The sequence below is a fragment of the Paenibacillus polymyxa genome (genome assembly GCF_015710975.1).
GTDB lineage: Bacteria > Bacillota > Bacilli > Paenibacillales > Paenibacillaceae > Paenibacillus > Paenibacillus polymyxa.
Map to the genome: position 1 here is coordinate 4747533 of NZ_CP049783.1, position 22486 is coordinate 4770018.

The window sequence follows — 22486 nt, forward strand, 5'->3', positions numbered from 1 at the left end:
GGGAAGGATGGATAAAAGTGACCGACTTGTTTACTCCTTATCAATTAAAGGGGCTTTCTTTAAGAAATCGGATTGTCATGCCCCCAATGTGCCAATACAGCGTGGAGGCCAAGGACGGCAAACCGACGGATTGGCATTATGTCCATTATGTGAGTCGCGCGGTAGGAGGGACTGGACTCATAATTGTGGAAATGACAGCGGTTCATCCGGATGGGCGCATTACGGATCGTGATTTGGGCATTTGGAGTGATGAACATATTCCTGCATATCGTAAAATGGTAGAGGAAGTCCACAAGTATGGTGCCAAAATTGCCATTCAATTAGGCCATGCCGGACGCAAGGCTGAAGATGCTGAGCCACCTGTAGGCCCGTCCTCGATCCCCTTTAGTGAACGATTTAAAGGGCCGCACGCTTTGACGCGAGCAGAAGTCAAGGAACTGGTTCTTGCCTACAAAGAGGGGGCGCGCCGGGCGGTAGAAGCTGGTTTTGACACGGTAGAGATTCATGGCGCTCACGGCTATCTAATCCATCAATTTCATTCTCCTTTAACCAATACTCGAGAAGATGAGTATGGGCAGGATTTATCACTGTTTGGTGTTGAGGTGATACGTGCTGTTAAAGAGGTACTTCCTGCTGATATGCCTGTGCTAATGCGGATATCTGCCAAAGAATATGTCCAAGACGGATATGATGTTGAATACATAGCAGCCATAGGGGAACGATATCGTGATGCGGGTGTAGACATTTTCCATATTTCTTCTGGTGGTGAGGGTCCGATTGGTTCCAGCGGAGGTCCGTCTGCGCGTGCTGGTTATCAGGTGGATTTGGCTCATACCATCCGTGAGAAACTGAATGTGCCTGTCATTGCTGTCGGCTTATTGGATGATTATGAGGATGCCCGCCGAGTCGTTCAGCACAATGAAGCTGATCTGGTAGCCATAGGGCGTGCCATGCTGCGTGATCCCTATTGGGCGCTGCATGCATCACGGGCGCTAAAAGTACAGGCGGATATTCCAGAGCCTTATCTACGCGGTTTTTAGATATTTTTGAAACCTCTTTGCAAAGCTTGCGTAAACATGTGTACAGAGCTTAAAATTTAAGCATTCAATTCTAGGAGGAACTTCACATGTCTATTTTCAAACGATTAAGAGATCTTACGATGTCTAACATTAACGCCATTATCGACAAGGCAGAAGATCCAGTTAAAATGACGGATCAATACATTCGTGATATGCAAGAGGATCTGGAAGACGCAGAGAAAGCGGTAGCCGCTCAAATTGCTATTGAAAAGAGATTTAAACAGCAATACGAAGAACAGGCAGCTTTGGTGAAAAAACGCGAAGAACAGGCTCATACGGCTGCAAAAGCACAAAATGTGGATCTTGCTCGTCGTGCGCTGGAAGAAAAGAAATCTGCCGAACAAAAAATGAACGAGTTCCAAGCTGGTTATGAGCAAAACAAAGCTGCAGCTGACAACCTGCGTGGTAAGCTGGATGAAATGCGCAGACAGCTGACTGAAATGAAGAACAAGCGCGAGACACTGGTTGCCCGTTATAATGCAGCTAAAGCGCAAACTGAAATTAACAAAGCGATGAATGGTTTTAGCTCGGATACGGCAACTGCTGGATTAAAGCGTATGGAGGAAAAAATGCTGCAAGCAGAAGCACGTGCTGAAGCGAGCAACGAAATGGCTTCCAAGGAAAAATCGCTGGATGAAGAGTTCAAAGAGCTGGATAAGAAAAGTGCTGTGGACGACGAACTTGCTGCTTTGCTGAAACAATACGAAAACAAATAAGAACTTTTAAGCATTGCCGCTAGTGTGGTGGCTCAGTAAGCGAAGGAGAAACGTTATCTCCTTCGCTTTTCCCTGCCTGGGGGCGTAAATCAATATATGTAGTCAAGAAGATGTGGAGGATGGTAGCAAATGCATTTTTTAGAAACGATGAAAGCGATGCTGGTATGGACGGGCGCAGGTGCTATTTTGCTGTTCGTATTAATGTATGTCGATTCTTTATTTACAAAGTATAAGGATTTTGCCGAAGTAAAAGCCGGAAATATGGCTGTAACAGTCCGGATGATTATGAAGCTGATTGCACAAGGATACATTTTATCGGGTTCAATTGCTACAGCTAATAATTTGCTCGAAGCGCTTGTGTATTCTGTGATTGCCTTTATCATCTTGCTTGTTCTGGAAGTGATTGTGCGTCTGCTGTTGCGGTATTGGGCACAGTTTGATTTGGATAAAGGTACCCAAGAAGGTAAAATTGGTTTCGGCTTGTTCTCAGGAGCGCTGCATTTGGTGGGTGCCTTGATCATTACAGCATGCTTCTAGGCAAAGTAAGGAGGGAATATGACCATGAGTGTATGGAAACGAATTTCAAATCTATTTGCCAAGCCTGAACCGCCGAAAGCGGAAAAAAGCATGCTTCACTTAAATCCTGGTGATATTTGTGAAGTGTCGCTTGTCACCTATGAAGTGGTAGGTCGTGTACATAATCGTGCCCGGAATGCCGTTGTTTTGACGCTTCAGGATGGTAATCAAGTGAGTTATCTTCATATTGAGGAACGGGAAACACTGCAATTCGGACTATATCAGGCTATCGATGGCAGACTAGACAACCCGGAGGAAGTACCGACCATTTTAGAACTGGATGATACAACGTATCATTTGGAAGAACAGTATTTTGGGCATGTTACCGTTATGGGCCGTGCTCCTTTCCGGCAGGGTGGAGAGCAACATGTTTGGCAGTACCAGTCTGATGATTACCATCTACTGCGGGTAGAGTGGCAGGACGGTCGCTTTATGCTTTATGAAGGAGAAGAAGTGATTACCGGAGACGTCAAGGTTATTCGGGCTAGCTAGGAGAGGGTTACACATGGGCAAACGCACCTGGCAATATGCATTAAAGGTCATTGTGGCGCTGAGCTTGTTCGTATCCGTGCTAAGCGGCTGCGGGGCGCCAAATGTGAAAGATACGTATCCGCTGGAATCCGTTAGTGGTAGCGGAAACTCGACCTCGTACGTATATCGGGCGGCAGGCAAAACGGTTCCCGAAGTAGCGGAGGAATTGAAAGAACAGCGTACACCGGAACAAATATCGCCTCAGAGCAATGAGCGGATGTTTCTGGTATATAGCGATGAATGGTACCATTTGCAGCAAGATCCAGCTAAGAAGGAAGATACACTCATTGAAATCGACAGTAAAAAGTATGTCGAGCAAAATTACAGTTCCAGCTTTCTAAAAGGATACTTAACTGCAACTGTGCTGGATGCTCTGTTCGATTCATTGCGGGGGTCTGGCTCCTATCGAGGTTATTCGAGCAGAGATGTATACCGACCTTCACAAGGGCAATATCGTGCTCCAACAGCACAGGAGAAAAAAGCGATTCCGCCGATAACGGTGGAACGAAAAGGTTCAGTTACCCGTAGAGGGAAAAATTCGGATTCCAGCGTTGGATCAAGCGGAAGTCTATTCGATCGAGGCTCCAGCAGTTCACCGAGCAGAGGCTCGATTTCACGTGACCGAGGCAGCAGCGGTGGTTCCAGCATATTTGATTCACCACGCAAATCTTATAGTAAGCCTAAAACACGCAGCGGCTCAGGTAAAATTAGCCGGCGAAGTCGACGATAATAGGTAATATTTTATTTTCTTCTAAAGTTGTTTGCGGAACTGTGGAACTGTCTTGCACAGTTCCTTTTTTTGTTGTTTAACATTTACTAATGTAAATTGAATGGATGCTCCCTCACTTCGATTTTATTGCCGTCTACTTTGACCTGCGATCAGGGCTTATGTGCTCAATGCCATCTTCTTCAATGATATTGCTTTTTTTGATATGGAGATGACGAGCTATCTTTTCTATAGCACCCATCCGTGGTTCAGAAAGTCCGCTCTCCCAAGCTGAAATTGCTTTATTGGTAACCCCAGCGATCTCAGCAAGCTCTTGTTGAGTCAAATGATATTTTATACGTAATTTTTTAAAATTGTCACTTAAAGCCACAATAATCCCTCCACCCCAAATTAAGTAGATTATAACCTTGATATCGAAAAAAAACCAACATAATACATTGGCAAAAGCAACGTCGCTCACTTGGGGTGACTTTTTTTATTAGCACGAATGGATGTCGAGTTTGAAAAAGAAAGCCAGGGGAAGAAAATTTCATCTCATATTCATACAAAAAATTCCAATTTACTAGATTATTTTATTGCCACATCTATTAGTAAAATATACAATTACATCAGGCGAAATAGGAGGATGATGTAACTGTGTTATCTGCTTTCTTATATATTATACTTGGTTTTTTCGATGCTTTAGCGGCAGTTACTTTGGTCTTGAAGCTTTATATGCTTCCCGTGTGGGAAAATCGAAGAAAAATAATTTTCTATGCAATGGGCATAGCCTTGTTTTCCTTTCTCATGAGAGAAGTTATAGGCATGCCTAAATTTGATTTTCCGCTTCAGTATTTGTTAATGGTTCTCTTTTTAAGATTTGGTTTAGGGATCAAAACATATCTTGCGGCTTTTTCTGCTGGTTCCGGTCTTACAGCTTACATTAATCTACAGCTATTTGTATATATCTTTGCAAACTTTTTCGGAGTAGCACAACCAGGTGTTATAAGTGATACAGCTGGCTCTTCCATTTACGTTATACAGCTAGCTTCTATTTTTACTGCGTACTTTATTTCTTTTGTCATGGGGAAATACAACTTTGGTTTCTCATTTATCATTCAGCCCCCACATGATTTTTTGAAAGGTGAAAATTACCTATCACCCCTTAATAAAATGTTCATTATAGGCTCCTTAATATCATTTGTCACGATTCTTGTTACTTTGTATATGCTCTATAACTCCAATACGATAGGACTACTTTCCATCTCATTGCTGACTTTTGGAATTTCGTACTTCTTATCAGAGAAAGGAGATTACGAGGATGCTAGAAACGCTATCGAGGCACATCGCATCAGAAATAAAGAAAGCTGATCCTGATGGACCTACAAGTGTAGAAGTGATGGAGTATGCGATTGGTGTGAAAATTACCGAAATTTCGGCAGTACTAATGGTCGCAGTTATGGCCTGGATAACAGGACATTTTTGGGGGGCATTACTAGCCCTAGCTACGATCATGTTTGTAAGGAGATTTTCAGGAGGGGTGCACTTCAGCAACCTTACCCTTTGTGTCTGTTTTACAACGGCCATATGTGTAACTATACCTTTCGTCTCTTTAAGTTTATCAACGATTTTGATAATTAACGCTTGTTCATTATTAATGTTTGTAGTATATGCTCCCAATCATTTTATCTATATTAACAAGACCAAACATCACAAATATTATAAAACGATATGTATTTTGGTTTGCATATTAAATTTTTTATACAATCTCACATAATATGTTTATCTTTAATTATACAAGCATTCAGTATTCTTCCTTTATGGAAAGGAGGTGAGCGAAAATGGATAAGAAATTGGCGAGAGCTTTAAGTATAAGCCTTGGTAATTACGCTAACGAGTCTACCAAAAAGAAAAAACAATTTTTGGCGCTAAACCTGTACCAGCTGAGCTGAAGAAAACAGAAAAGAACTGAATTTAATGGAAGAGGGAAAGCGAATCCTAGCTACTCCATTGCTTGATGACAATTCACTTGGAGATTGCTCTTTTTTTGTGAGAATCACCTAGTTGCGATTGAATTGTGGAAGCCTAAAAGCAATTATCACATCCCGCTTTTCATACTTCTCATGGAAGATTTACAGTTCCCACCACCCTCCATGAATGTTCCGTAGGCTTACCCACTTTTTGCAATTTGGACGGATCTAATTTGGTTAACATCACACAAGTGGACAAGATCGTTACGGGAGATTATGGAGGGGGCAGGTTGTTTTTAAAAATCAAGACATTAAAGAAAGTATAAATTCAGCAAATTTATCTCGATGGAAACAAATATATGAGAATGCAATGAATGCCGATAGAGAAATTCGTTATATTTTCGGATCGGAAATTAAGGTAGTGGGTAAAGCGGCAGTGAGCGGTTTTTTTAAAGTAGGGAATATGCTTAGTGTGGATATGTGGGAACCTAAAAAAATTATTATGTCCCGCGTTTTCACTCTGGAGATCGCTCTTATTCAATCGGGCTAACCGCTCAAGCTTGCAGGGAAGCTTTTCCGTATCTATATCCTGCTTATAAAGACACCCTGATAAACCTAGAATTGGTTTGTGAGATTGAGTCTAACGCATTTGGAGGTTTGGTACGATTCGAAGGATCAGACTTCACTTGCTCGATGTCTCATAATAAACTTAAAGCACTTAAAAAATTGTGGAAATGACCCATGAAAATTCAGGGTCATTTTTGTTACCAGATTTAAATGAATAAGTCAATAATCAGTTAGACTAGGATAAGCCGGACGGGTTCGATTTAATTCGACATATTTCCCGTTTTTAATCATTTTCTATGTGATAAAATTTGATTATGAAAAAAATAACAATCTTTTAAATTAAGGTAAAAACAATCTACATATAAGAAAAGGAGGGTGAAAGCGGGATATATAATGTAAATGCCGGCATGTACAAACGGCCCGAAGGAAATGCCTGTTTGTCAGGCAAGTTCCCACTCATATAAGTCCTCAGCTTTACACTCCAATATCCTAGAAATGAGGACTGCCGCCTCGAATGACATTTTGTCACGTCCCGCGATCCAGTTGGATATTTGTTGCCGCGAATATCCAGTTCGTCGGGCGAGCCATGATTGAGTGCGTCCATGAGATTTGAGCTCCTCTTTCAAAAGGCATTTCCCCCGAGTAAGTTTTTGCACCTTACTTGCTCCTAACAGGGGAAAAGTGTTTCGTTCAGAGTATACAGGTAAATTACTTTTTTATCAATTATATTGTGGAGTTGATTGGATGGTTGCAGATAAAAATGAAAATGTAACTTGCACTAGCTTTTATACAATAAAGATGGCACGACTCGCTTCAGGTTATAGTGAGTTAATAGCTTGCAATATACTTGGTATGTCAATGAATGAATTAAAACATATAGAGGAAGATTCATCCGATTTAACAATAGCTCGAGCGCAGCAAATGTCCTCGTTGTATGAGGTTTCAATAGATTCAATCTATTTCGGTAAAAATAATATAACCTAATATACGTAGAAAACTGACGTGATGACATGCAAAACCAAAAACCGAAATCTACCAATAACAGCCGAGATATGATATTCAGGCTGTTTTTTGGCGGATAGAGACTTGCAGTATCCAATAAACACCGTTCGGATTTGCCAGATAACGGTTTTAGCGTTATAACAGAAAGAGGGTATTTTAGAAGAACGGAGTGAGAACATGAATCAGACGCCATTAAACACAGAAAAATTCCAACGTAAAGCAGTTAAGGTGGAAGAAGCACAAAGCAGGATAGCTAGCTATGTTCAACAGGGCGAAAGGGAGGACGTAGGGCTCGAGCAAGCACATGGTCGCTATCTGGCGATGGATTTGACTGCGCCACATCCGTATCCCCGCTTTCGTCGTTCTGGTATGGACGGCTATGCGATCCTTGCCTCGGACACTGAAGTCTGTTCGACCGGTCAGGAAATCTGGCTACACGTGATTGATGAAATTCCTTGTGGCACCGTATCGGACAAGCGGGTGGAGACGGGAATGGCAGTCCGCATCATGACAGGAGCACAACTACCTGAAGGAGCGGACACGGTGGTGATGCTGGAGGCGACACAGCTGCGTGAGGAAAATGGACAGACATATGTTGGCTTGAAGAAGCGTATGGAAGTTGGCAAAAATGTGACACAAATTGGTCATGAGATTAAGGAAGGTCAGCTTTTGCTCAGTAAGGGAACTTGCGTGGGAGCGGGGCATGTCTCGGTACTAGCTACTTTTGGTGTACATCGGGTGCCTGTTTACAGGAAGCCACGGGTGGCTGTCTTTTCCACTGGATCAGAATTGCTCGCAGTGGATGAGCCGTTACAACCGGGGAAAATTCGAAACAGTAATACATATATGCTGGCTTCTCAAATTAGAGAGGCAGGAGGAGAGCCGTTCATTCTGCAAGCCATTCATGATGATTTGAACCTTGCTCGAGCTTCTGTCCGAGAAGCGATAGCTGCCTATGATATTGTGGTTACGAGTGGTGGAGTGTCGGTGGGTGATTTTGATATTATGGGTGATCTCGTACGACAGGAAGATGTGAATATGCTGTTCAACAAGGTTACGATGCGTCCAGGTAGTGTAACCACAGCCGCAGTGATAGACGGTAAGCTGTTATTTGCGCTCTCTGGCAATCCCGGTGCATGCTTTGTAGGCTGTGAGCTGTTTGTACGACCAACTATTCAAATGATGTTATCTTCGGCACATCCGTATTTGCAAACCTGGACGGCGAAGCTAGGAGCAGATTATACGAAGGTAAACAACTATACCCGCTTTGTACGCAGTTCTCTGGAGTTACGTAGTGGGCAAGTATATGCGATTCCTGCGCGAGTAGATAAATCCAGTGCTATGGTTACGATTAAGGACAGCGATTGTCTGATCGTAGTTCCTCCCACAACAGAAGGCTTGCACGAAGGTGAAGAGGTGCATGTACTGGTGCTTCAAGGCGGACAGGTGACGTGAAAACGAAATATCCATTTGTATGTCAAATCGTCGGATTCAAAAATACAGGAAAAACAACCTTCCTCGGAGGTTTGATTCGTTATGCGCAGCAGTCAGGACTGCGTGTAGCTGTGATCAAGCATGATGGTCATGAATTTGAGATGGATCATGAGGGGACAGATACGTATAAGCACCGACAGGCGGGTGCCAAAGGCGTAGCGATTGTTTCGGCAGGAAGAACTGCCATTTTAGAGGAACATAGTCGGCCTGTGATCGGACTCATCCGGCATTTTCAGACCTATGACTGTGTGTTGCTGGAAGGTTTCAAGCAGGAAAAATATCCGAAGCTGATCATGGTGCGGGAACAATCGGATGCGCAGCTTGTTCAGGAACTGACAAATGTACAGGGAGTAGTAGTTTGGGAGTACCACATGGATTGGGCTCAGGACTACTACTCAGTTGAACAAACGGTGCAAATATTTCCTGCCGATGCCAGTGAACCGGCAGGCTGCTGGCTACTCGAACAGATTCAGAGGCACAAAATGGGATTCCAGACAGAGCAGGGATGAGAGGGCTACTAATTAGCGGAGTCAGTCTGAGTCTCTATCCGTCGTTCGATCGCCTGAGACATCGTTTTGTCAGTCAGGTGGGCATAGACTTCCGTTGTTTCTGTCGAAGCGTGACCCAGCTGTTCCTTGGTTTTGTAAATATCATTTTGTAAATAATAGTCTGTAGCAAAGGAATGACGGAGCTTGTGAACGGTCAAATAGGGCTTGCCGAACCGCTTGGCGTATTTGATGATCATTGCTTGAATCGCTCTTTTAGTCATCCGTTTGCCCTCAGCACTACCGTTGGGTCGCGCGACAAAAAAAGCTTTTTCTTTTTTTGGAGCGCGATAACGGGTATGTCTTAAGGATAAATAAAGTGCGAGATCATCTTTGGATTGCTCGCGGAAATATACTGGCGTTTTAAAAGTTTCATCGTTATTTCCTTTACGGTACACATACAGCAATTTATTGTTTATATCGAGATCGTCCATGTTCAAGTTGACGATTTCGGATACACGCAGTCCCGAGTTCAGAATAAGACTTGCGATACAGGCATCTCGCTCCTTGTTCAATTCATAAGAGTATAGGGCTTGCTTGTTATCAGCCAAATCTTGTCCATAGCCTTCATAAATATAGCCGATAAATTCAAGCAGTTCTTCCTCTTCCAGTATTTTTCCTTTGAGCTTGGCGGCCGTATCCTTGGGTTTATGTACGCGCTTAATTTCGACTTTGGCCATAATATTGCGCTTGAGCAACGGATAAAAGTTTTCATCCTCAGCGATTTGGCTCAAATAATGAAAGAGTGAACGCAAGGACGATAGCTTACGTGAAATGGTGATGCGGGAATTGGAGCCTTCGCGTTTGGTAGACAGGAACAAACGAAAACCTGTAATGCTATCCATATGGAGTGTCTCTAATTCTTCCAGTGTCACTTGGGCATTCGTTTCTCCGGCAGACAAGCCTTCCGAGCGAAGCCATGAAAAAAAAGCTTCGTAATCCCGCACATATTCCAGCAAAGTAGAGGGGGATAGGTCGGGAAGCTTGTAATCCATAAATTGCTGTACGTACCATGGCAAATCCGGCAACTTTTCATCCAGTTTGCGCCGGTCGATGATCTTTTGTATGTTCATAGGGTTCACCTCGTCCGGTCATAATACATGTATTTTAGCATATTTTGAACAGCACTGGATGGGAGTAATCAAAGTAAAGAACAAGCTGACCGCCAAGAGAGGTGAAAGTATGGGATATAATATCAAAACAGAATTGAAGCTGTCCATAAAGAGTGTACCAGAGTCGCAGAAGGACATTATTGTCCAGCTCATGCAATTTTACTTATACGATTTTACAGCCTATCTGCGAATTGATGTCACTGAGAAGGGGACATTCCCGGCTTATCCAGACTTGTATCAATACTGGACGAGCGGCGAACAAAAGCTGCCTTTTTTGATCTGGAGACAGGATATTCCTGTGGGCTTTGCACTCGTTGACCGAATGTCTAGCAATCGAGAAGCTGACTATTACATGGCTGAGTTCTTTGTACTTCGTCCTTATCGACACAATGGCGTGGGCACTTGGGCGGCTCATGAGCTGTTTGGACGTTTTAATGGGCGATGGAAGGTGACTCAGATGAGCACGAATAGACCAGCCCAATCCTTTTGGCGCAAGGTCATTGGAAGCTATACGAATGGTGAGTATAGGGAGCAAACACATCCAGTACGAGGGAATATAAGTCAGTTTTTCAATACATGAAAAATTCATAATAGAAAACCACCAGAAAAAAGCCGAGGAGAATATTTTGTCGGCTTTTTTGTTGTCATTTCAAGCCTTCTGTTCATGGATCGTTCCAATTAGAACTTGCATTGACATTGGTAAAAACGCAGGTATACAGTTATTTGGTAATTCATATATAACTTATTGGAATCATTTATGGTAAGATAAGGATAGAAGTATATAAATTCAATAGGAAAAGAGGGTAATATGCTGGAGAAATGGGTTCAGGAACTAAAAGATGGTGAACAAGAACTGATTGCGTGGAGAAGATATTTGCATCAGCATCCAGAGCTTTCTTTTGAGGAAACGAATACATCTGCATTTATCGCAGACCAATTACGCTCTTTTGGTATTGAAGTAAGAACGAATGTCGGTGGTAACGGTGTGCTCGGTTTTTTAGAAGGCGGGCAGCCAGGTAGAACGATTGCATTTCGTGCTGATTTTGATGCACTTCCTATTCAGGATGAAAAGGATGCGCCTTATAAATCGACCGTTCCCGGTGTTATGCATGCTTGTGGACATGATGGTCATACCGCTGCGTTGCTAGGAGTGGCACGAGTGTTAAGCCATCACCGTGAGACACTGAAGGGGAAGCTTGTGTTTATTTTTCAACATGCCGAAGAAAAACCGCCTGGTGGAGCCAAATTCATGATTGAGGATGGTTGTCTGGATGGGGTGGAAGCAGTATATGGTATTCACCTTTCCTCGGAAATTCCACTGGGCAAAATCGGTTTAAAGAGTGGGCCGGCAATGGCTGCTGCCGATGCCTTTTCAATTCAAATCAACGGCAAGGGCGGACATGGCGCCAGACCGCATCAGACAGTGGATTCCATTGTTATTGGAAGTCAAATTGTGAACGGACTACAACAGGTCGTGAGTCGCAGAGTGGACCCTACGGAATCAGCAGTGTTAACGATTGGGGTATTTCAAGCAGGAACTGCCTTTAATGTAATTGCAGATAAAGCCAAAATTGAAGGGACCGTACGTACGTTTAATAAGGATATACGCAAGGAAGTCGAAAACGAAATTCGTAGTATCGTAAAAGGTCTAACGGATGCTTATCATGCGGGATACGAAATTGATTATTTGAATGGTTATCCTGCTCTGGTGAATGCCGAGGCCGAAACAGAACGGGTACGTGAGCTAGTCAGTAGGCTGTATGGAGCAGATGCTTTTATGGACTTAAAACCGGCCATGGGAGCAGAGGATTTTGCCTATTATCTAGAACAACGACCTGGAGCTTTTATTATTGTGGGCGCTCGTAATGAGGATGAACGAACCCATTTTGCTCACCACCATCCTCGCTTTGATTTTGATGAGCGTGCGTTACTCATCTCAGGACATATTTTTTTAGCGCTGGCGCTTGAATATTTGCAGTAATTTCAACCTATTAATGAATAGCCATAGCATTACGGAAGCCCGAACCGCGCATAGCGCGGTTTTTTGCTGTAAATCAAAGTATTTTGGTACCTCGTTCGAATGAAATTTAAAGAAAATAATTCATTATATGAAAAATTCATATTAGTAATTTATAAGAGGAATCAACTGTAAGTGGAAGCCAACTCGTTATCAAGCAGAAGATACTATTACATTATCTTGATTTTTCACACAAGGAAATGAGAAAAAGATGACGAATCTTTTGAGCAGACACCGATGTAAGCGCTAACAAAAAAGAGGTTGCAAATCTATTGGATTACTGGAGGTGAGCTTGAGAGAACGCTTGTTTGATTGATGAATGGAATAATAACGATAGGAACGAATCCGCAATTGACTGCTTACTTTTAGCTCGAAATGACTTGCATTTTTAAATGATTACGGAGAAGGAGGTTGAATTCATTGACTAAGGCAAAAAGCAGGTTGAGAATTGTATGTTTGGCGCTTATAGTAGCGGGTGCTTCCTGGACAGGCATGATAGCACCCACCCATGCTGCTCCAAGTGACGATTATACTTGGAAAAGTGTCGTTACAGGCGGTGGAGGTGGTTTTGTACCTGGTATTATTTTTAATGAAACGGAAAAAGATCTGATCTATGCCCGTACAGATATTGGAGGAGCTTACCGCTGGAATCCTGCGAGTGAAAGCTGGATTCCGCTGACGGATTCTGTGGGCTGGGAGGATTGGAACAAAAATGGTGTCGATGCACTAGCCACCGACCCTGTGGATCCGAATCGTGTATATATAGCTACAGGCACGTATACTAATTCCTGGGATAAACAAAACGGGCAAATTATGCGCTCTACCGACAAGGGGAATACGTGGCAAACTACAAAGCTTCCCTTTAAGGTAGGAGGCAATATGCCGGGACGCTCGATGGGTGAACGTCTGACAATTGATCCGAATAAAAACAATATATTATTCTTCGGAGCTCGAAGTGGTAATGGGTTGTGGAAAAGCTCCGATTACGGGGCGACCTGGAGCAAGGTGAGTAGTTTTCCGAATCCGGGGACGTATGTACAGGACCCTTCCAATGAATACACCAGTGATATTGTCGGTTTAACCTGGATCACTTTTGACAAAAAAACGGGCTCTTCCAGTAAAGCAACACAGACCATCTATGTGGGTGTCGCAGATAAAAAGCAAAGTGTCTATCGCAGTACAGATGGCGGGACAACCTGGTCTGCTATAGCGGGCCAGCCTACAGGCTATTTGCCACATCACGGCGTTTTATCGCCAGATGGCGACCTGTATATTTCTTACAGCGATGGAGCTGGACCGTATGATGGAACAAAGGGTGAGCTGTGGAAACTGAATACAGCCAGTGGACAGTGGACTAACATTAGCCCCGTTGCCAGCAGCAGCGCAGACAATCATTTTGGATATGGTGGACTGACAGTGGACGCCCAGAAGCCAGGTACACTTATGGTTGCAACGTTGAATGCCTGGTGGCCGGATGAAACGATTTACCGCAGTACTGATCGTGGGGCAACTTGGAGCCCTATTTGGGAATTTGATGGTTATCCAGCTCGTAAGCTGAAGTACAATTTGGATATATCCGGTGCGCCTTGGCTGACTTTCAATGCCAATCCTGCACCGCCGGAAGTATCGCCCAAGCTGGGTTGGATGATTGGAGATCTGGAAATAGATCCATTTAATTCAGATCATATGCTGTACGGCACAGGAGCTACGATATACGGCTCTAAAAATCTGACCAATTGGGACAAGGGAGGTAAGCTGGACATTTCGGTAGCCGCTAAAGGGGTAGAGGAAACGGCGATTTTGGATTTGGTGAGCCCTCCAACTGGAGCTCCTCTGGTGAGTGCAGTGGGTGATGTCTCCGGATTCAGACATGATGACCTGTTCAAGGCTCCTGCTAAAATGCTGGATAATCCAACCTTTACAAGCAGCGAAAGCATTGATTATGCCGAGTTGAACCCTTCTTTTATGGCTCGGGTAGGTAAAGCGGACTATAAAAAAGATCCAAACGCCAAATCTATCGGATTATCCAATGATGGCGGAGCGAACTGGTACAAAGCTAATAGCGAGCCTTCCGGTACAGCAGGAGGAGGCGGCATCGCTGTAGCGGCAAATGGTAATGGATTGCTGTGGAGTACATCGGACAAAGGTGTATTTTATTCCAAAACCGGAGGAAACTCATGGACAGCAAGCACGGGAGTTCCAGCTAATGCAAAGATCGCCTCTGACCGAGTAAATCCTAACAAATACTACGCGTTTGCTGCTGGGAAAATATATGTAAGTGTTGATGGAGGCGCATCCTTCACACCATCCACAGTTACTGGTTTGCCAAGTGTAGGGAATGCAGATATTGGTGCTGTACGAGGAGCGGAAGGAGATGTGTGGTTTGCTGGAGGCTCCGAGGACGGAGGGCCATACGGCTTATGGCATTCCAAGGATTCAGGTATTACATTCACCAAGCTTGATCATGTGCAGGAGGCGGATTTTGTAGGCTTTGGCAAAGCAGCACCCAATCGTACGAATGCAGCAGTGTTTATCGTTGGTAAGATTGACGGAACTCGTGGATTTTATCGTTCGGACGATGCTGGCGCAAACTGGGTGCGCATTAATGATGACAAGCATCAATATGCTCGAGTGACCACCATTATTGGGGACCCTCGGGTTTACGGACGTGCTTATCTGGGAACGAATGGCCGAGGCATTCTGGTGGCAGATCGTGTGGGTGGTGACCAGCCATCTACCGGGCAAGCAAGTATTACGCCGACGGCTGCAACCTATGAAGTGGCTAACAGTAATACCGATATTACTGTCAAGCTTACTCTTAACGGTAACACACTAGAAGCGATCAAGCAGGGGAGTGTGGCACTGAACAAAGGTGAAGATTATATGGTTAGTGAAGAAACAGTTATTCTTACCAACAAGTATTTATCTAAACTTCCTAAAGGAGAGACAACGCTCAACTTCCATTTTAGTACAGGCAATGATGCGTTGTTCACGATTACGGTGAAAGGGGATACGCCAAGTGAGCCGGGAACAGGCGAGGGTGCTCTGAAGGTGCAATCCTTCAATGGGAATGTATCTGCAACAAGTAATACGATCAGTTCCAAGTTTAAAATAACCAATACAGGAAGCTCACCCGTTTCCCTAGCAGATGTGACATTGCGTTATTATTACACCGTTAACGGGGAGAAATCACAAAACTTCTTTACGGATTGGTCTAGCATCGGTACAGAGAATGTCATTGCTAACTTCAAAACATTAACTAATACGAAGCCAGGTGCAGATTCTTATGCAGAAATTGGTTTTAAGTCGGCAGCAGGTTTTTTAGAGCCTGGTCAGAGTGTTGAGCTACAAACCCGGATATCCAAAGCGGATTGGAGCAATTATACACAAACTGATGATTATTCCTTTAATCCCACAGCAAATAGCTTACAAGATTCCACTAAAATAACCGCTTACCTGTCTGGGATCAAGCAATGGGGAATTGAGCCTTAAATCTTCAAAAAAATAATTTTAAGTCAGCCACTCTAATGAGCGAGCTGGCTTTATTTTTGGAGGAATCAGAGGTTTAAATTCAAAAATATAACTATTTCACTATATGAAAAATTCATAATAGAAAAAATTCCTTCTCGCATACCATCATCGTCAAACAAACACACCACTATAAACAGAAAAAGAGGTACAATAACGAACATGTGTTCCTATTTTAATTGAAAAAGAAACGCTCCTGTCGTCAGACAAAAAGCGTTACAAATCAAGCTTTATATTTATCATACACCTCAAGTAAGATGACGGGATATTGAAATTAATAAGGTCATCGTAATGACATTCACAATCGTAGAAAGTAATACTGTCTGTGCCGCAAAGTCAGGTTCATTTTTATATTCTTCTGCCAAAATACTCGTGTTAACACCGGTAGGCATACCTGATGCAATGAGCAATGCTTGAGCGGGAATCCCCTTAAGATCTAGAAAAAACACGAGCATAAAGCCAACTATTGGACCTGCAATTAGGCGTAATACCATACTGATATACACGGCTGTCCGGCGCAAATGAAAAGGATACTGCACAATTTGTGCTCCCAAAGTAAGCAGAGCCACTGCGACCATCGAATGGCTAATATAATTTAGAGGCTCAGCCAGCAAATTAGGCAATGGACTGTGCAGTAGATTCAGGAGCAGGCCCAGCACAAGCGCGTAGGGGACAGGCATTTTTAAAAAATTAATTAAAATTTTTCGTGTATTGGCCTTACCGTTCTGTACAACAAAAGTACCATATGTAAATGTAACAAAGCTTTGAAAAGTCATAATCAGAGCTTGGACAGAAATAGCCAGCGGATCACCTTTAAACACCAACTGATTAATTGGTAAACCATAGTTCCCTGAATTATCTAGCATTACACTGTTTGTAAAAGCTCCACGCATTCCGGGGCTGTATTTCAGAGATCTGGCAACGGTAGTGCTGATTACGTACAAAATAGCTATGTACAGGGCATAAAAAAGTGAAACCTCACCCATGAGAATTAAAGAAATTTCAGAGTTATAAAGACCGGTAAACACAACTGCAGGGGTGATATAATAAAAATTAATTTTAGCTAGGGTATACAAATCCAATCGAAAATAATATTGCATGATACAGCCAAAACCGATAAGGACAAAGATAGGTAAAACAACGTCTAAAAGAATGGTGCCGAACATGTCTGTCTCCTCTTCTTTTTATTATACGAATGTAAACGTTAATCCTAAAATTGCATGTGCATTTCCCATTATACTGTGGAAATAGGTTGACGCATAATAAAATTTATTATAATGATTCTGCCATCAGCCCCTACAAATGCAGCACTAGTAAAAAAGGGCTTCATATTCAGCTTATAGTAGCCGTTAATATATGTAGGTTACATTTAAACCTGGTCTTTTACTATAAGGAGGAAGCGCATCATGAGAAACACTTGGACAGCATTATTAGCGTGTATACTGGTCTTGGGACTGGCAGCAGGAACAGCCGAAGCCAAACAGGGGCGCGGAAATGGTCAGGAGAACAAACAGGAAGCAAAGGCGTCTGATAAAGACCGGAATGAAAAGAGCAGCAAAAAAGATAAACACGACGAAATCAAAAAGAACACCCCTGTTGCAGTAACGGATGATACATACGGGGAGTCCAAAGACCATAAAGGTCACAAGGGACACAACGGGTACAATGGTCTGCTTCAAGCAGTAGAAAATACAAAAGATAAGCCGGCAGGAGCGGTTATTGCGAATCTGCTGCTTACAAAATACCCGGATCGTTTGACCTCGGAGCAGGTAGCTGAACTTGAATTGATCCGAAATTCTGACAAAGCACTAACTAAGGCTGCTGAGCTACTGGATAAAAACGGAAATGTAACAGATGCCGTTTACATGCAGGAGGAGGCAGTTTTGGCTGATGTGTCCAATCTGGATAGCTACAAAAAGCTGGATGTATTCTCAAGGAAGGCTGGAAGGTCATCAGGTATGAAGCTGTTCGTGAATGGTGAAAAATATGATGCCGAACCGATTAACCGCAATGGCACCACACTTGTTCCTTTTAGAACAGCTTCCGAAGCCCTGAATGCCAAAGTTTCCTGGGATCCGAAAGAAAAGGCTGTTACTGTCAGTCGCAACGGCGTGTCCGTCAAATTATTCGTGAATAGCGCCAAAGCATATATTAACGGCCAGCCGTATTCTATCGAGCAGCCAGCATCCATAGTGGATGGAACTACAATGGTACCTGTAAGGGTAATCGGAGAGGCTTTGGGAGCAAATGTTAAATGGGAGCCTGAGAGCCAGTCTGTTGTTGTATATGAGCAGCCAACAACATCTGAAGCATTATAACGTGCTGTCAACAAAAAATGGTGTATACAGAAAGGGCGCCTGACTGAATGTCAGGCCCTTTTTTGTGTTGCCTTGCTACTGCGTACCGAACTATTCGCATTATGTAGTGGTCATGTGTACAATTAAATAGAGAAATCTCAGAAAAGGGAGTGTCATAGATGGATTTAGGATTAACAGGAAAAGTAGCCTTTGTTGCAGGCTCCAGTAAAGGCCTTGGCAAAGCAAGTGCACGCGAATTGGCACGTGAGGGTGCGAATGTTGTTATTTCTGGACGAAATGAAGCAGAGCTTCAGCGGACTCAGGCCGAATTACAGGAAACAGCGAGTGGTCGCGTTGAATATGTAGTTTGTGATGTAACCAAACCTGAACATATCTCCCAGGCCATCCGCCGTACAGTTGATTGGTTTGGCACCGTCGATATTTTGGTTAACAATGCGGGCGGCCCTCCTGCGGGCACCTTTGATGATTTTACAGATGAAGTATGGATGCAGGCCTTTGAGCAAAATTTACTTAGTCATATCCGGTTGATCCGTGAGGCGTTACCCTATATGAAAAAACAACAAAGTGGTAGAATTTTAAATATCGCCTCATCATCAGTGAAGCAGCCGATTCCGGGCCTGATTATTTCCAATACACTACGTACTGGAGTTGCCGGATTGGCGAAAACATTGTCCATGGAATTAGCCCCATATAATATTCTGGTACATACTGTAGCACCAGGGAGAATTGCAACCGATCGCGTACGTAGCTTGGACGAGCATCGAGCCGAAAAATCCCACCAAACGACGGATCAAGTTCGCAAACAAGCAGAAGAGGGCATTCCGTTAGGACGGTACGGTGAGCCTGAAGAGTTCGGTAAAGTCGTTGCTTTTCTGGCGTCATCGGCTTCATCCTATTTGACCGGCAGCACCATTCTTGTGGATGGCGGAATGATTAAATCATTATAAAAAATTAAAGAAGCGTGCCGCATCAGGCTTAATTGCTGCTGGCACGCTTTTTCATAAGTTATCTAAAGAGAGGTTTAGTTCATTGGCTGATCAGCTCTCGCGGCTTGGAAGCTCACAACCATCATCAGTACATACACCAGCTGCATCCTGTTTGGACGAACTGCCGCTAATCATAGTGAAAGGAGAACGTTCATCCCATGCTTTTTGAAGCGCATCGTGAAATACCTCCTCAGGCTGAGCACCAGAAACAGCAAATTTTCGATCAAATACAAAGAATGGAACACCCTGAACGCCTAACTTAGCACCTTCAGTTTCATCAGCTCTAACTTCGTCGGTAAAGCGGTCACCGGCTAATATGGCAGCGGCTTCGTTATGATCCAAACCAACTTCGGCTGCCAACGCTGCCAGTACTTCATGATCCCCAGTATGCTTGCCTTCCATGAAGACAGCCTGAAATAAACGCTCGCTCAATTCCAGCATTTTGCCTTGTGTGTGAGCCCAATGCGTTAGACGGTGAGCATCGAAAGAGTTGGTCGGCACCATGGCATGAATATTGTACTCCAGACCTGTAGAACGTGCGTTTTCGGTCATGCGATCATTCATGGCATGAGCCTCTTGCAGACTAACGCCATATTTTGCTGATAGTTCTTCATTAATCGTCTTACCACTATCTTTCACAGCATTCGGATTCAATTCAAAACTCTTGAATGTCAATTGAACCTCATCGCGATGTGGGAACTGCTGCAAGACTTGCTCCAAACGGCGTTTGCCAATATAACAGAACGGACACATATAATCAGACCAAACTTCGATATTCATCAGGAAATGCCTCCATATATATATTTTATTAAGCAACTGAGAGTGAATCTGCCTACTTTAGTGTAAGTGAAAGGTGAAACTTCACCAGTTACAAAAAGAATTATACGGCTAATGCTTTCGACGTGCAAATATTTAATGCTTGTCAAAAAATAAATGCTATGATATTTTATATCTGTAACCGGTTACACAATTGGAGTTGAACCTACATTATGACAACAATTAAGCAAGTAGCAAGTTTTGCAGGTGTTTCCGTGGCGACCGTATCCCGAGTTATTAATGAAACCGGCTATGTCCACGAGGATACACGGCGAAAAGTTGAAGCTGCGGTGAAGCAGCTAAATTACAAGCCTAATGAAGTTGCGCGTTCTCTGTATAAAAAGAAATCCAGATTAATCGGCCTGCTGCTGCCGGATATTACAAACCCTTACTTTCCCTTGTTGGCTCGTGGGGTGGAGGATCGAATGCAGGAAAATGATTTTCGTATTATTTTCGGTAATAGTGATGAGGATCGCCAAAAAGAATTAGATTACATGGATACTTTTGTTCAGAATAATGTTGTTGGGGTTATTTCATCTACCAATGACCCTGCTGCCGACTGTTACGCCAAACTGAAAATACCAGTCGTTTTTCTCGATCGGACTTCCAGTGACAGTCTCTCCGTTTATGCGGATGGAGCTCATGGCGGTCGCTTGGCTGCACAAGCTATGGTTGCCCGTGGCAGCAGACAAATTACAGTCATGCAGGGTCCTGCTCATATTCGTCCAGCACAAGATCGTTTTCGCGGGGCAGTGGAAGAGCTTCAGCATTCTGGTATTGCTTACCATATCGTCGAGACAACGTCCTTTTCATTTGAGGAGGCAGAGTCGTGGGCCAAAGAGCTATTCAGCAAATATCCGGATACAGACGGAGTTATTGCCAGTAACGATATTGTAGCTACCGCGGTGATGCATGAGGCACATAGATTAGGAAAGAAAATCCCGGAAGATGTTCAAATTATCGGGTTTGATGATATACCATTAAGCAGCTTGTTATTTCCGCCATTATCAACAATCCGGCAGCCTGCTTATGAAATGGGCTGGGAAGCGGCAGGTCTGCTCATTCAATTGATTGAGCAGTCGCAAGCAACGAAGTCAAGTGTACCTAATCTTCATTCGAAAGTACTTACCTATTCAAGCATACAATTGCCCGTCAAATTTATCGAACGGGAAACAACGAGAAAGGTGGATTATCATGGCTAAAATTTCGGTTATCGGAAGCAGTTCGATGGACCTCGTAGTTACTTCTTCCAAACGCCCTGGTGCTGGTGAAACGGTATTGGGAGAAAGCTTTACAACCGTACCTGGCGGTAAAGGAGCCAATCAGGCAGTAGCTGCAGCACGACTCGGGGCGGACGTTACGATGATTGGACGTGTAGGAGACGACCATTTGGGACAACAGATTTTCCGCAATTTTGAAGAAAATCATGTTCATATTAACTATGTGAAACCGGTTACACACATGGAAAGCGGTACAGCACACATTGTACTAGCCGAGGGTGATAACAGTATTGTCGTGGTAAAAGCAGCGAATAATGAAGTTACACCCGCTTACGTGGAAGAAGCGCTTGATGTTATTCGAAGTTCGGATATTGTATTAATTCAACAGGAAATACCGGCGGAGACGATTGTTTATGTAAGCGAAATTTGTGCGAAGTATCAGGTACCCTTGCTGCTGAATCCAGCCCCGGCTCGTGAGGTGGAAGAAAGCGTAATTGCCAATGCAGCCTACATTACGCCAAATGAGCATGAAGCCGCCATCATGTTTAAGGATATGAGTCTTCAAGAAGCGCTGCGCAAATATCCGAACAAGTTGTTTGTAACGGAAGGCAGCAACGGTGTACGGTTTTTCGACGGAGAACAGGAAGTTGTAGTTCCTACTTACAAGGTCGAAGCCGTGGATACAACAGGTGCAGGAGATACGTTCAACGCTGCTTTTGCGGTGGCACTGGCTGAAGGAAAATCGCTGGCAGACAGTGTGAAATTTGCTAATCGTGCTGCGTCATTGTCTGTTACCAAATTTGGAGCGCAAGGTGGAATGCCAACCCGTCGTGAAGTGGAGGAGCAATTATAATGAAGAAACATGGAATTCTAAACAGTCATATATCCAAAATACTAACGGATCTCGGCCACACGGACTTTATTGTCGTGGCTGATGCTGGCTTACCTGTTCCTGAAGGCGTTACCAAAATTGATTTGGCGCTAAAACTGGGTGTTCCGTCCTTTCAAGACGTTGTTGATGTTATTGCTTCGGATATGGTGATTGAAAAAGTAACACTGGCCGAAGAAATCAAACAAGAAAATGAACAAGCACTCCAGTATATTATGCGCACCTTTGCAGGAGAGCAACTAGAGCATTCGCAGATTATTCAGCCGACTGCCGTCATTGAATTTTGCTCACATGAACAATTTAAGACATTAACTCGGCAAGCGAAAGCTGTCATCCGTACAGGAGAGGCTACGCCGTTTGCCAATTGTATCTTACAGGCAGGAGTTCTTTTTGGATAAATTAGTGTTGAATAAA

24 protein-coding genes are annotated in these 22486 nt (G+C 43.6%); 19 read left to right on the forward strand and 5 right to left on the reverse strand.

Features of this window, described 5'->3' with window-relative positions; all coding sequences use genetic code 11:
• Window positions 1–17 precede the first annotated feature (17 nt).
• From G7035_RS21915 to G7035_RS21935, 5 genes are all read left to right on the forward strand, one after another.
• The gene (locus G7035_RS21915) at window positions 18–1040 is read left to right on the forward strand and encodes an NADH:flavin oxidoreductase/NADH oxidase (protein WP_019687403.1); all 1023 of its coding nucleotides are present in this window, start codon (window positions 18–20) and stop codon (window positions 1038–1040) included.
• Window positions 1041–1126: 86 nt separating this feature from the next.
• Window positions 1127–1795, forward strand: coding sequence for a PspA/IM30 family protein (locus G7035_RS21920; RefSeq protein WP_013371430.1), 669 nt, complete (start codon window positions 1127–1129; stop codon window positions 1793–1795).
• A gap of 129 nt (window positions 1796–1924) precedes the next feature.
• The gene (locus tag G7035_RS21925) at window positions 1925–2332 is read left to right on the forward strand and encodes a DUF350 domain-containing protein (protein WP_013371429.1); all 408 of its coding nucleotides are present in this window, start codon (window positions 1925–1927) and stop codon (window positions 2330–2332) included.
• Window positions 2333–2356: 24 nt separating this feature from the next.
• Window positions 2357–2863, forward strand: a complete 507-nt coding sequence (locus G7035_RS21930; protein WP_017427734.1) for a DUF4178 domain-containing protein — start codon at window positions 2357–2359, stop codon at window positions 2861–2863.
• 13 nt (window positions 2864–2876) lie between these two features.
• Complete coding sequence (locus tag G7035_RS21935) at window positions 2877–3632, forward strand: DUF4247 domain-containing protein (protein WP_019687402.1); 756 nt, start codon at window positions 2877–2879, stop codon at window positions 3630–3632.
• Window positions 3633–3765: 133 nt separating this feature from the next.
• Here the strand turns inward: G7035_RS21935 and G7035_RS21940 are convergent, their stop codons facing one another.
• Entirely contained in the window at window positions 3766–3999 is a 234-nt protein-coding gene (locus G7035_RS21940; RefSeq protein WP_016820729.1) for a helix-turn-helix transcriptional regulator, read from the reverse strand.
• A 266-nt stretch (window positions 4000–4265) separates the two neighbouring features.
• Between G7035_RS21940 and G7035_RS21945 the strand changes: the two genes are divergently transcribed.
• The 3 genes from G7035_RS21945 to G7035_RS27530 all read left to right on the forward strand — a co-directional run bounded on the left by G7035_RS21945 (window position 4266) and on the right by G7035_RS27530 (window position 6128).
• Entirely contained in the window at window positions 4266–4979 is a 714-nt protein-coding gene (locus G7035_RS21945) for a hypothetical protein (RefSeq protein ID WP_016820730.1), read from the forward strand.
• A gap of 28 nt (window positions 4980–5007) precedes the next feature.
• Complete coding sequence (locus G7035_RS27950; protein WP_413782956.1) at window positions 5008–5385, forward strand: accessory gene regulator B family protein; 378 nt, start codon at window positions 5008–5010, stop codon at window positions 5383–5385.
• A 563-nt stretch (window positions 5386–5948) separates the two neighbouring features.
• Window positions 5949–6128: a hypothetical protein gene (locus tag G7035_RS27530; protein ID WP_230877332.1), complete on the forward strand. Its 180-nt coding sequence runs from the start codon at window positions 5949–5951 to the stop codon at window positions 6126–6128.
• 457 nt (window positions 6129–6585) lie between these two features.
• On the opposite strand, the gene G7035_RS21960 is transcribed toward G7035_RS27530, so the two are convergent.
• Window positions 6586–6801 carry a helix-turn-helix transcriptional regulator gene (locus tag G7035_RS21960; RefSeq protein ID WP_016820733.1) on the reverse strand — a complete coding sequence of 72 codons (216 nt, stop codon included), beginning with the start codon at window positions 6799–6801 and terminating at the stop codon, window positions 6586–6588.
• Window positions 6802–6889: 88 nt separating this feature from the next.
• Here G7035_RS21960 and G7035_RS21965 point away from each other — a divergent pair, with 88 nt between their 5' ends.
• From G7035_RS21965 to mobB, 3 genes are all read left to right on the forward strand, one after another.
• A complete protein-coding gene (locus G7035_RS21965) occupies window positions 6890–7129 on the forward strand; it encodes a helix-turn-helix domain-containing protein (RefSeq protein WP_016820734.1) in 240 nt (79 codons plus the stop codon).
• A 195-nt stretch (window positions 7130–7324) separates the two neighbouring features.
• A complete protein-coding gene (locus G7035_RS21970; protein WP_196478880.1) occupies window positions 7325–8602 on the forward strand; it encodes a molybdopterin molybdotransferase MoeA in 1278 nt (425 codons plus the stop codon).
• Complete coding sequence (gene mobB, locus G7035_RS21975) at window positions 8599–9150, forward strand: molybdopterin-guanine dinucleotide biosynthesis protein B (RefSeq protein WP_019687400.1); 552 nt, start codon at window positions 8599–8601, stop codon at window positions 9148–9150. The genes G7035_RS21970 and mobB overlap by 4 nt, the downstream gene beginning before the upstream one ends.
• Before the next feature lie 8 nt (window positions 9151–9158).
• On the opposite strand, the gene xerS is transcribed toward mobB, so the two are convergent.
• Window positions 9159–10259 (reverse strand): tyrosine recombinase XerS, encoded by a 1101-nt coding sequence (gene xerS / locus G7035_RS21980; RefSeq protein WP_019687399.1) that lies wholly within the window; start codon window positions 10257–10259, stop codon window positions 9159–9161.
• A 109-nt stretch (window positions 10260–10368) separates the two neighbouring features.
• On the opposite strand from xerS, the gene G7035_RS21985 reads away from it, so the two are divergent.
• The 3 genes from G7035_RS21985 (at window position 10369) to G7035_RS21995 (ending at window position 15807) form a co-directional block, all read left to right on the forward strand.
• A complete protein-coding gene (locus G7035_RS21985) occupies window positions 10369–10878 on the forward strand; it encodes a GNAT family N-acetyltransferase (protein WP_019687398.1) in 510 nt (169 codons plus the stop codon).
• Between the two features lie 228 nt (window positions 10879–11106).
• On the forward strand, window positions 11107–12279 hold the full coding sequence (locus tag G7035_RS21990) for a M20 metallopeptidase family protein (RefSeq protein WP_019687397.1): 1173 nt from the start codon (window positions 11107–11109) through the stop codon (window positions 12277–12279).
• 456 nt (window positions 12280–12735) lie between these two features.
• Window positions 12736–15807 carry a X2-like carbohydrate binding domain-containing protein gene (locus tag G7035_RS21995; RefSeq protein ID WP_019687396.1) on the forward strand — a complete coding sequence of 1024 codons (3072 nt, stop codon included), beginning with the start codon at window positions 12736–12738 and terminating at the stop codon, window positions 15805–15807.
• A gap of 284 nt (window positions 15808–16091) precedes the next feature.
• On the opposite strand, the gene G7035_RS22000 is transcribed toward G7035_RS21995, so the two are convergent.
• Window positions 16092–17009 (reverse strand): AEC family transporter, encoded by a 918-nt coding sequence (locus G7035_RS22000; protein ID WP_019687395.1) that lies wholly within the window; start codon window positions 17007–17009, stop codon window positions 16092–16094.
• A 240-nt stretch (window positions 17010–17249) separates the two neighbouring features.
• Here G7035_RS22000 and G7035_RS22005 point away from each other — a divergent pair, with 240 nt between their 5' ends.
• Together G7035_RS22005 and G7035_RS22010 are read left to right on the forward strand one after the other, a co-directional pair.
• Window positions 17250–18161 carry a copper amine oxidase N-terminal domain-containing protein gene (locus G7035_RS22005; protein ID WP_019687394.1) on the forward strand — a complete coding sequence of 304 codons (912 nt, stop codon included), beginning with the start codon at window positions 17250–17252 and terminating at the stop codon, window positions 18159–18161.
• Window positions 18162–18319: 158 nt separating this feature from the next.
• Window positions 18320–19108 carry an SDR family oxidoreductase gene (locus G7035_RS22010; protein WP_019687393.1) on the forward strand — a complete coding sequence of 263 codons (789 nt, stop codon included), beginning with the start codon at window positions 18320–18322 and terminating at the stop codon, window positions 19106–19108.
• A 90-nt stretch (window positions 19109–19198) separates the two neighbouring features.
• Here G7035_RS22010 and G7035_RS22015 read toward each other — a convergent pair whose 3' ends face one another.
• Entirely contained in the window at window positions 19199–19927 is a 729-nt protein-coding gene (locus G7035_RS22015; protein WP_019687392.1) for a DsbA family oxidoreductase, read from the reverse strand.
• 209 nt (window positions 19928–20136) lie between these two features.
• On the opposite strand from G7035_RS22015, the gene G7035_RS22020 reads away from it, so the two are divergent.
• Genes G7035_RS22020 through rbsD form a run of 3 tightly spaced genes read left to right on the forward strand, consistent with a single transcriptional unit; the run spans window position 20137 to window position 22470 of the window.
• Window positions 20137–21165, forward strand: a complete 1029-nt coding sequence (locus G7035_RS22020; protein ID WP_019687391.1) for a LacI family DNA-binding transcriptional regulator — start codon at window positions 20137–20139, stop codon at window positions 21163–21165.
• A complete protein-coding gene (gene rbsK / locus G7035_RS22025; protein WP_019687390.1) occupies window positions 21158–22036 on the forward strand; it encodes a ribokinase in 879 nt (292 codons plus the stop codon). Before G7035_RS22020 ends, rbsK begins: the two co-directional genes overlap by 8 nt.
• Window positions 22036–22470 carry a D-ribose pyranase gene (rbsD, locus tag G7035_RS22030; protein ID WP_016820746.1) on the forward strand — a complete coding sequence of 145 codons (435 nt, stop codon included), beginning with the start codon at window positions 22036–22038 and terminating at the stop codon, window positions 22468–22470. Before rbsK ends, rbsD begins: the two co-directional genes overlap by 1 nt.
• Window positions 22471–22486 lie beyond the last annotated feature (16 nt).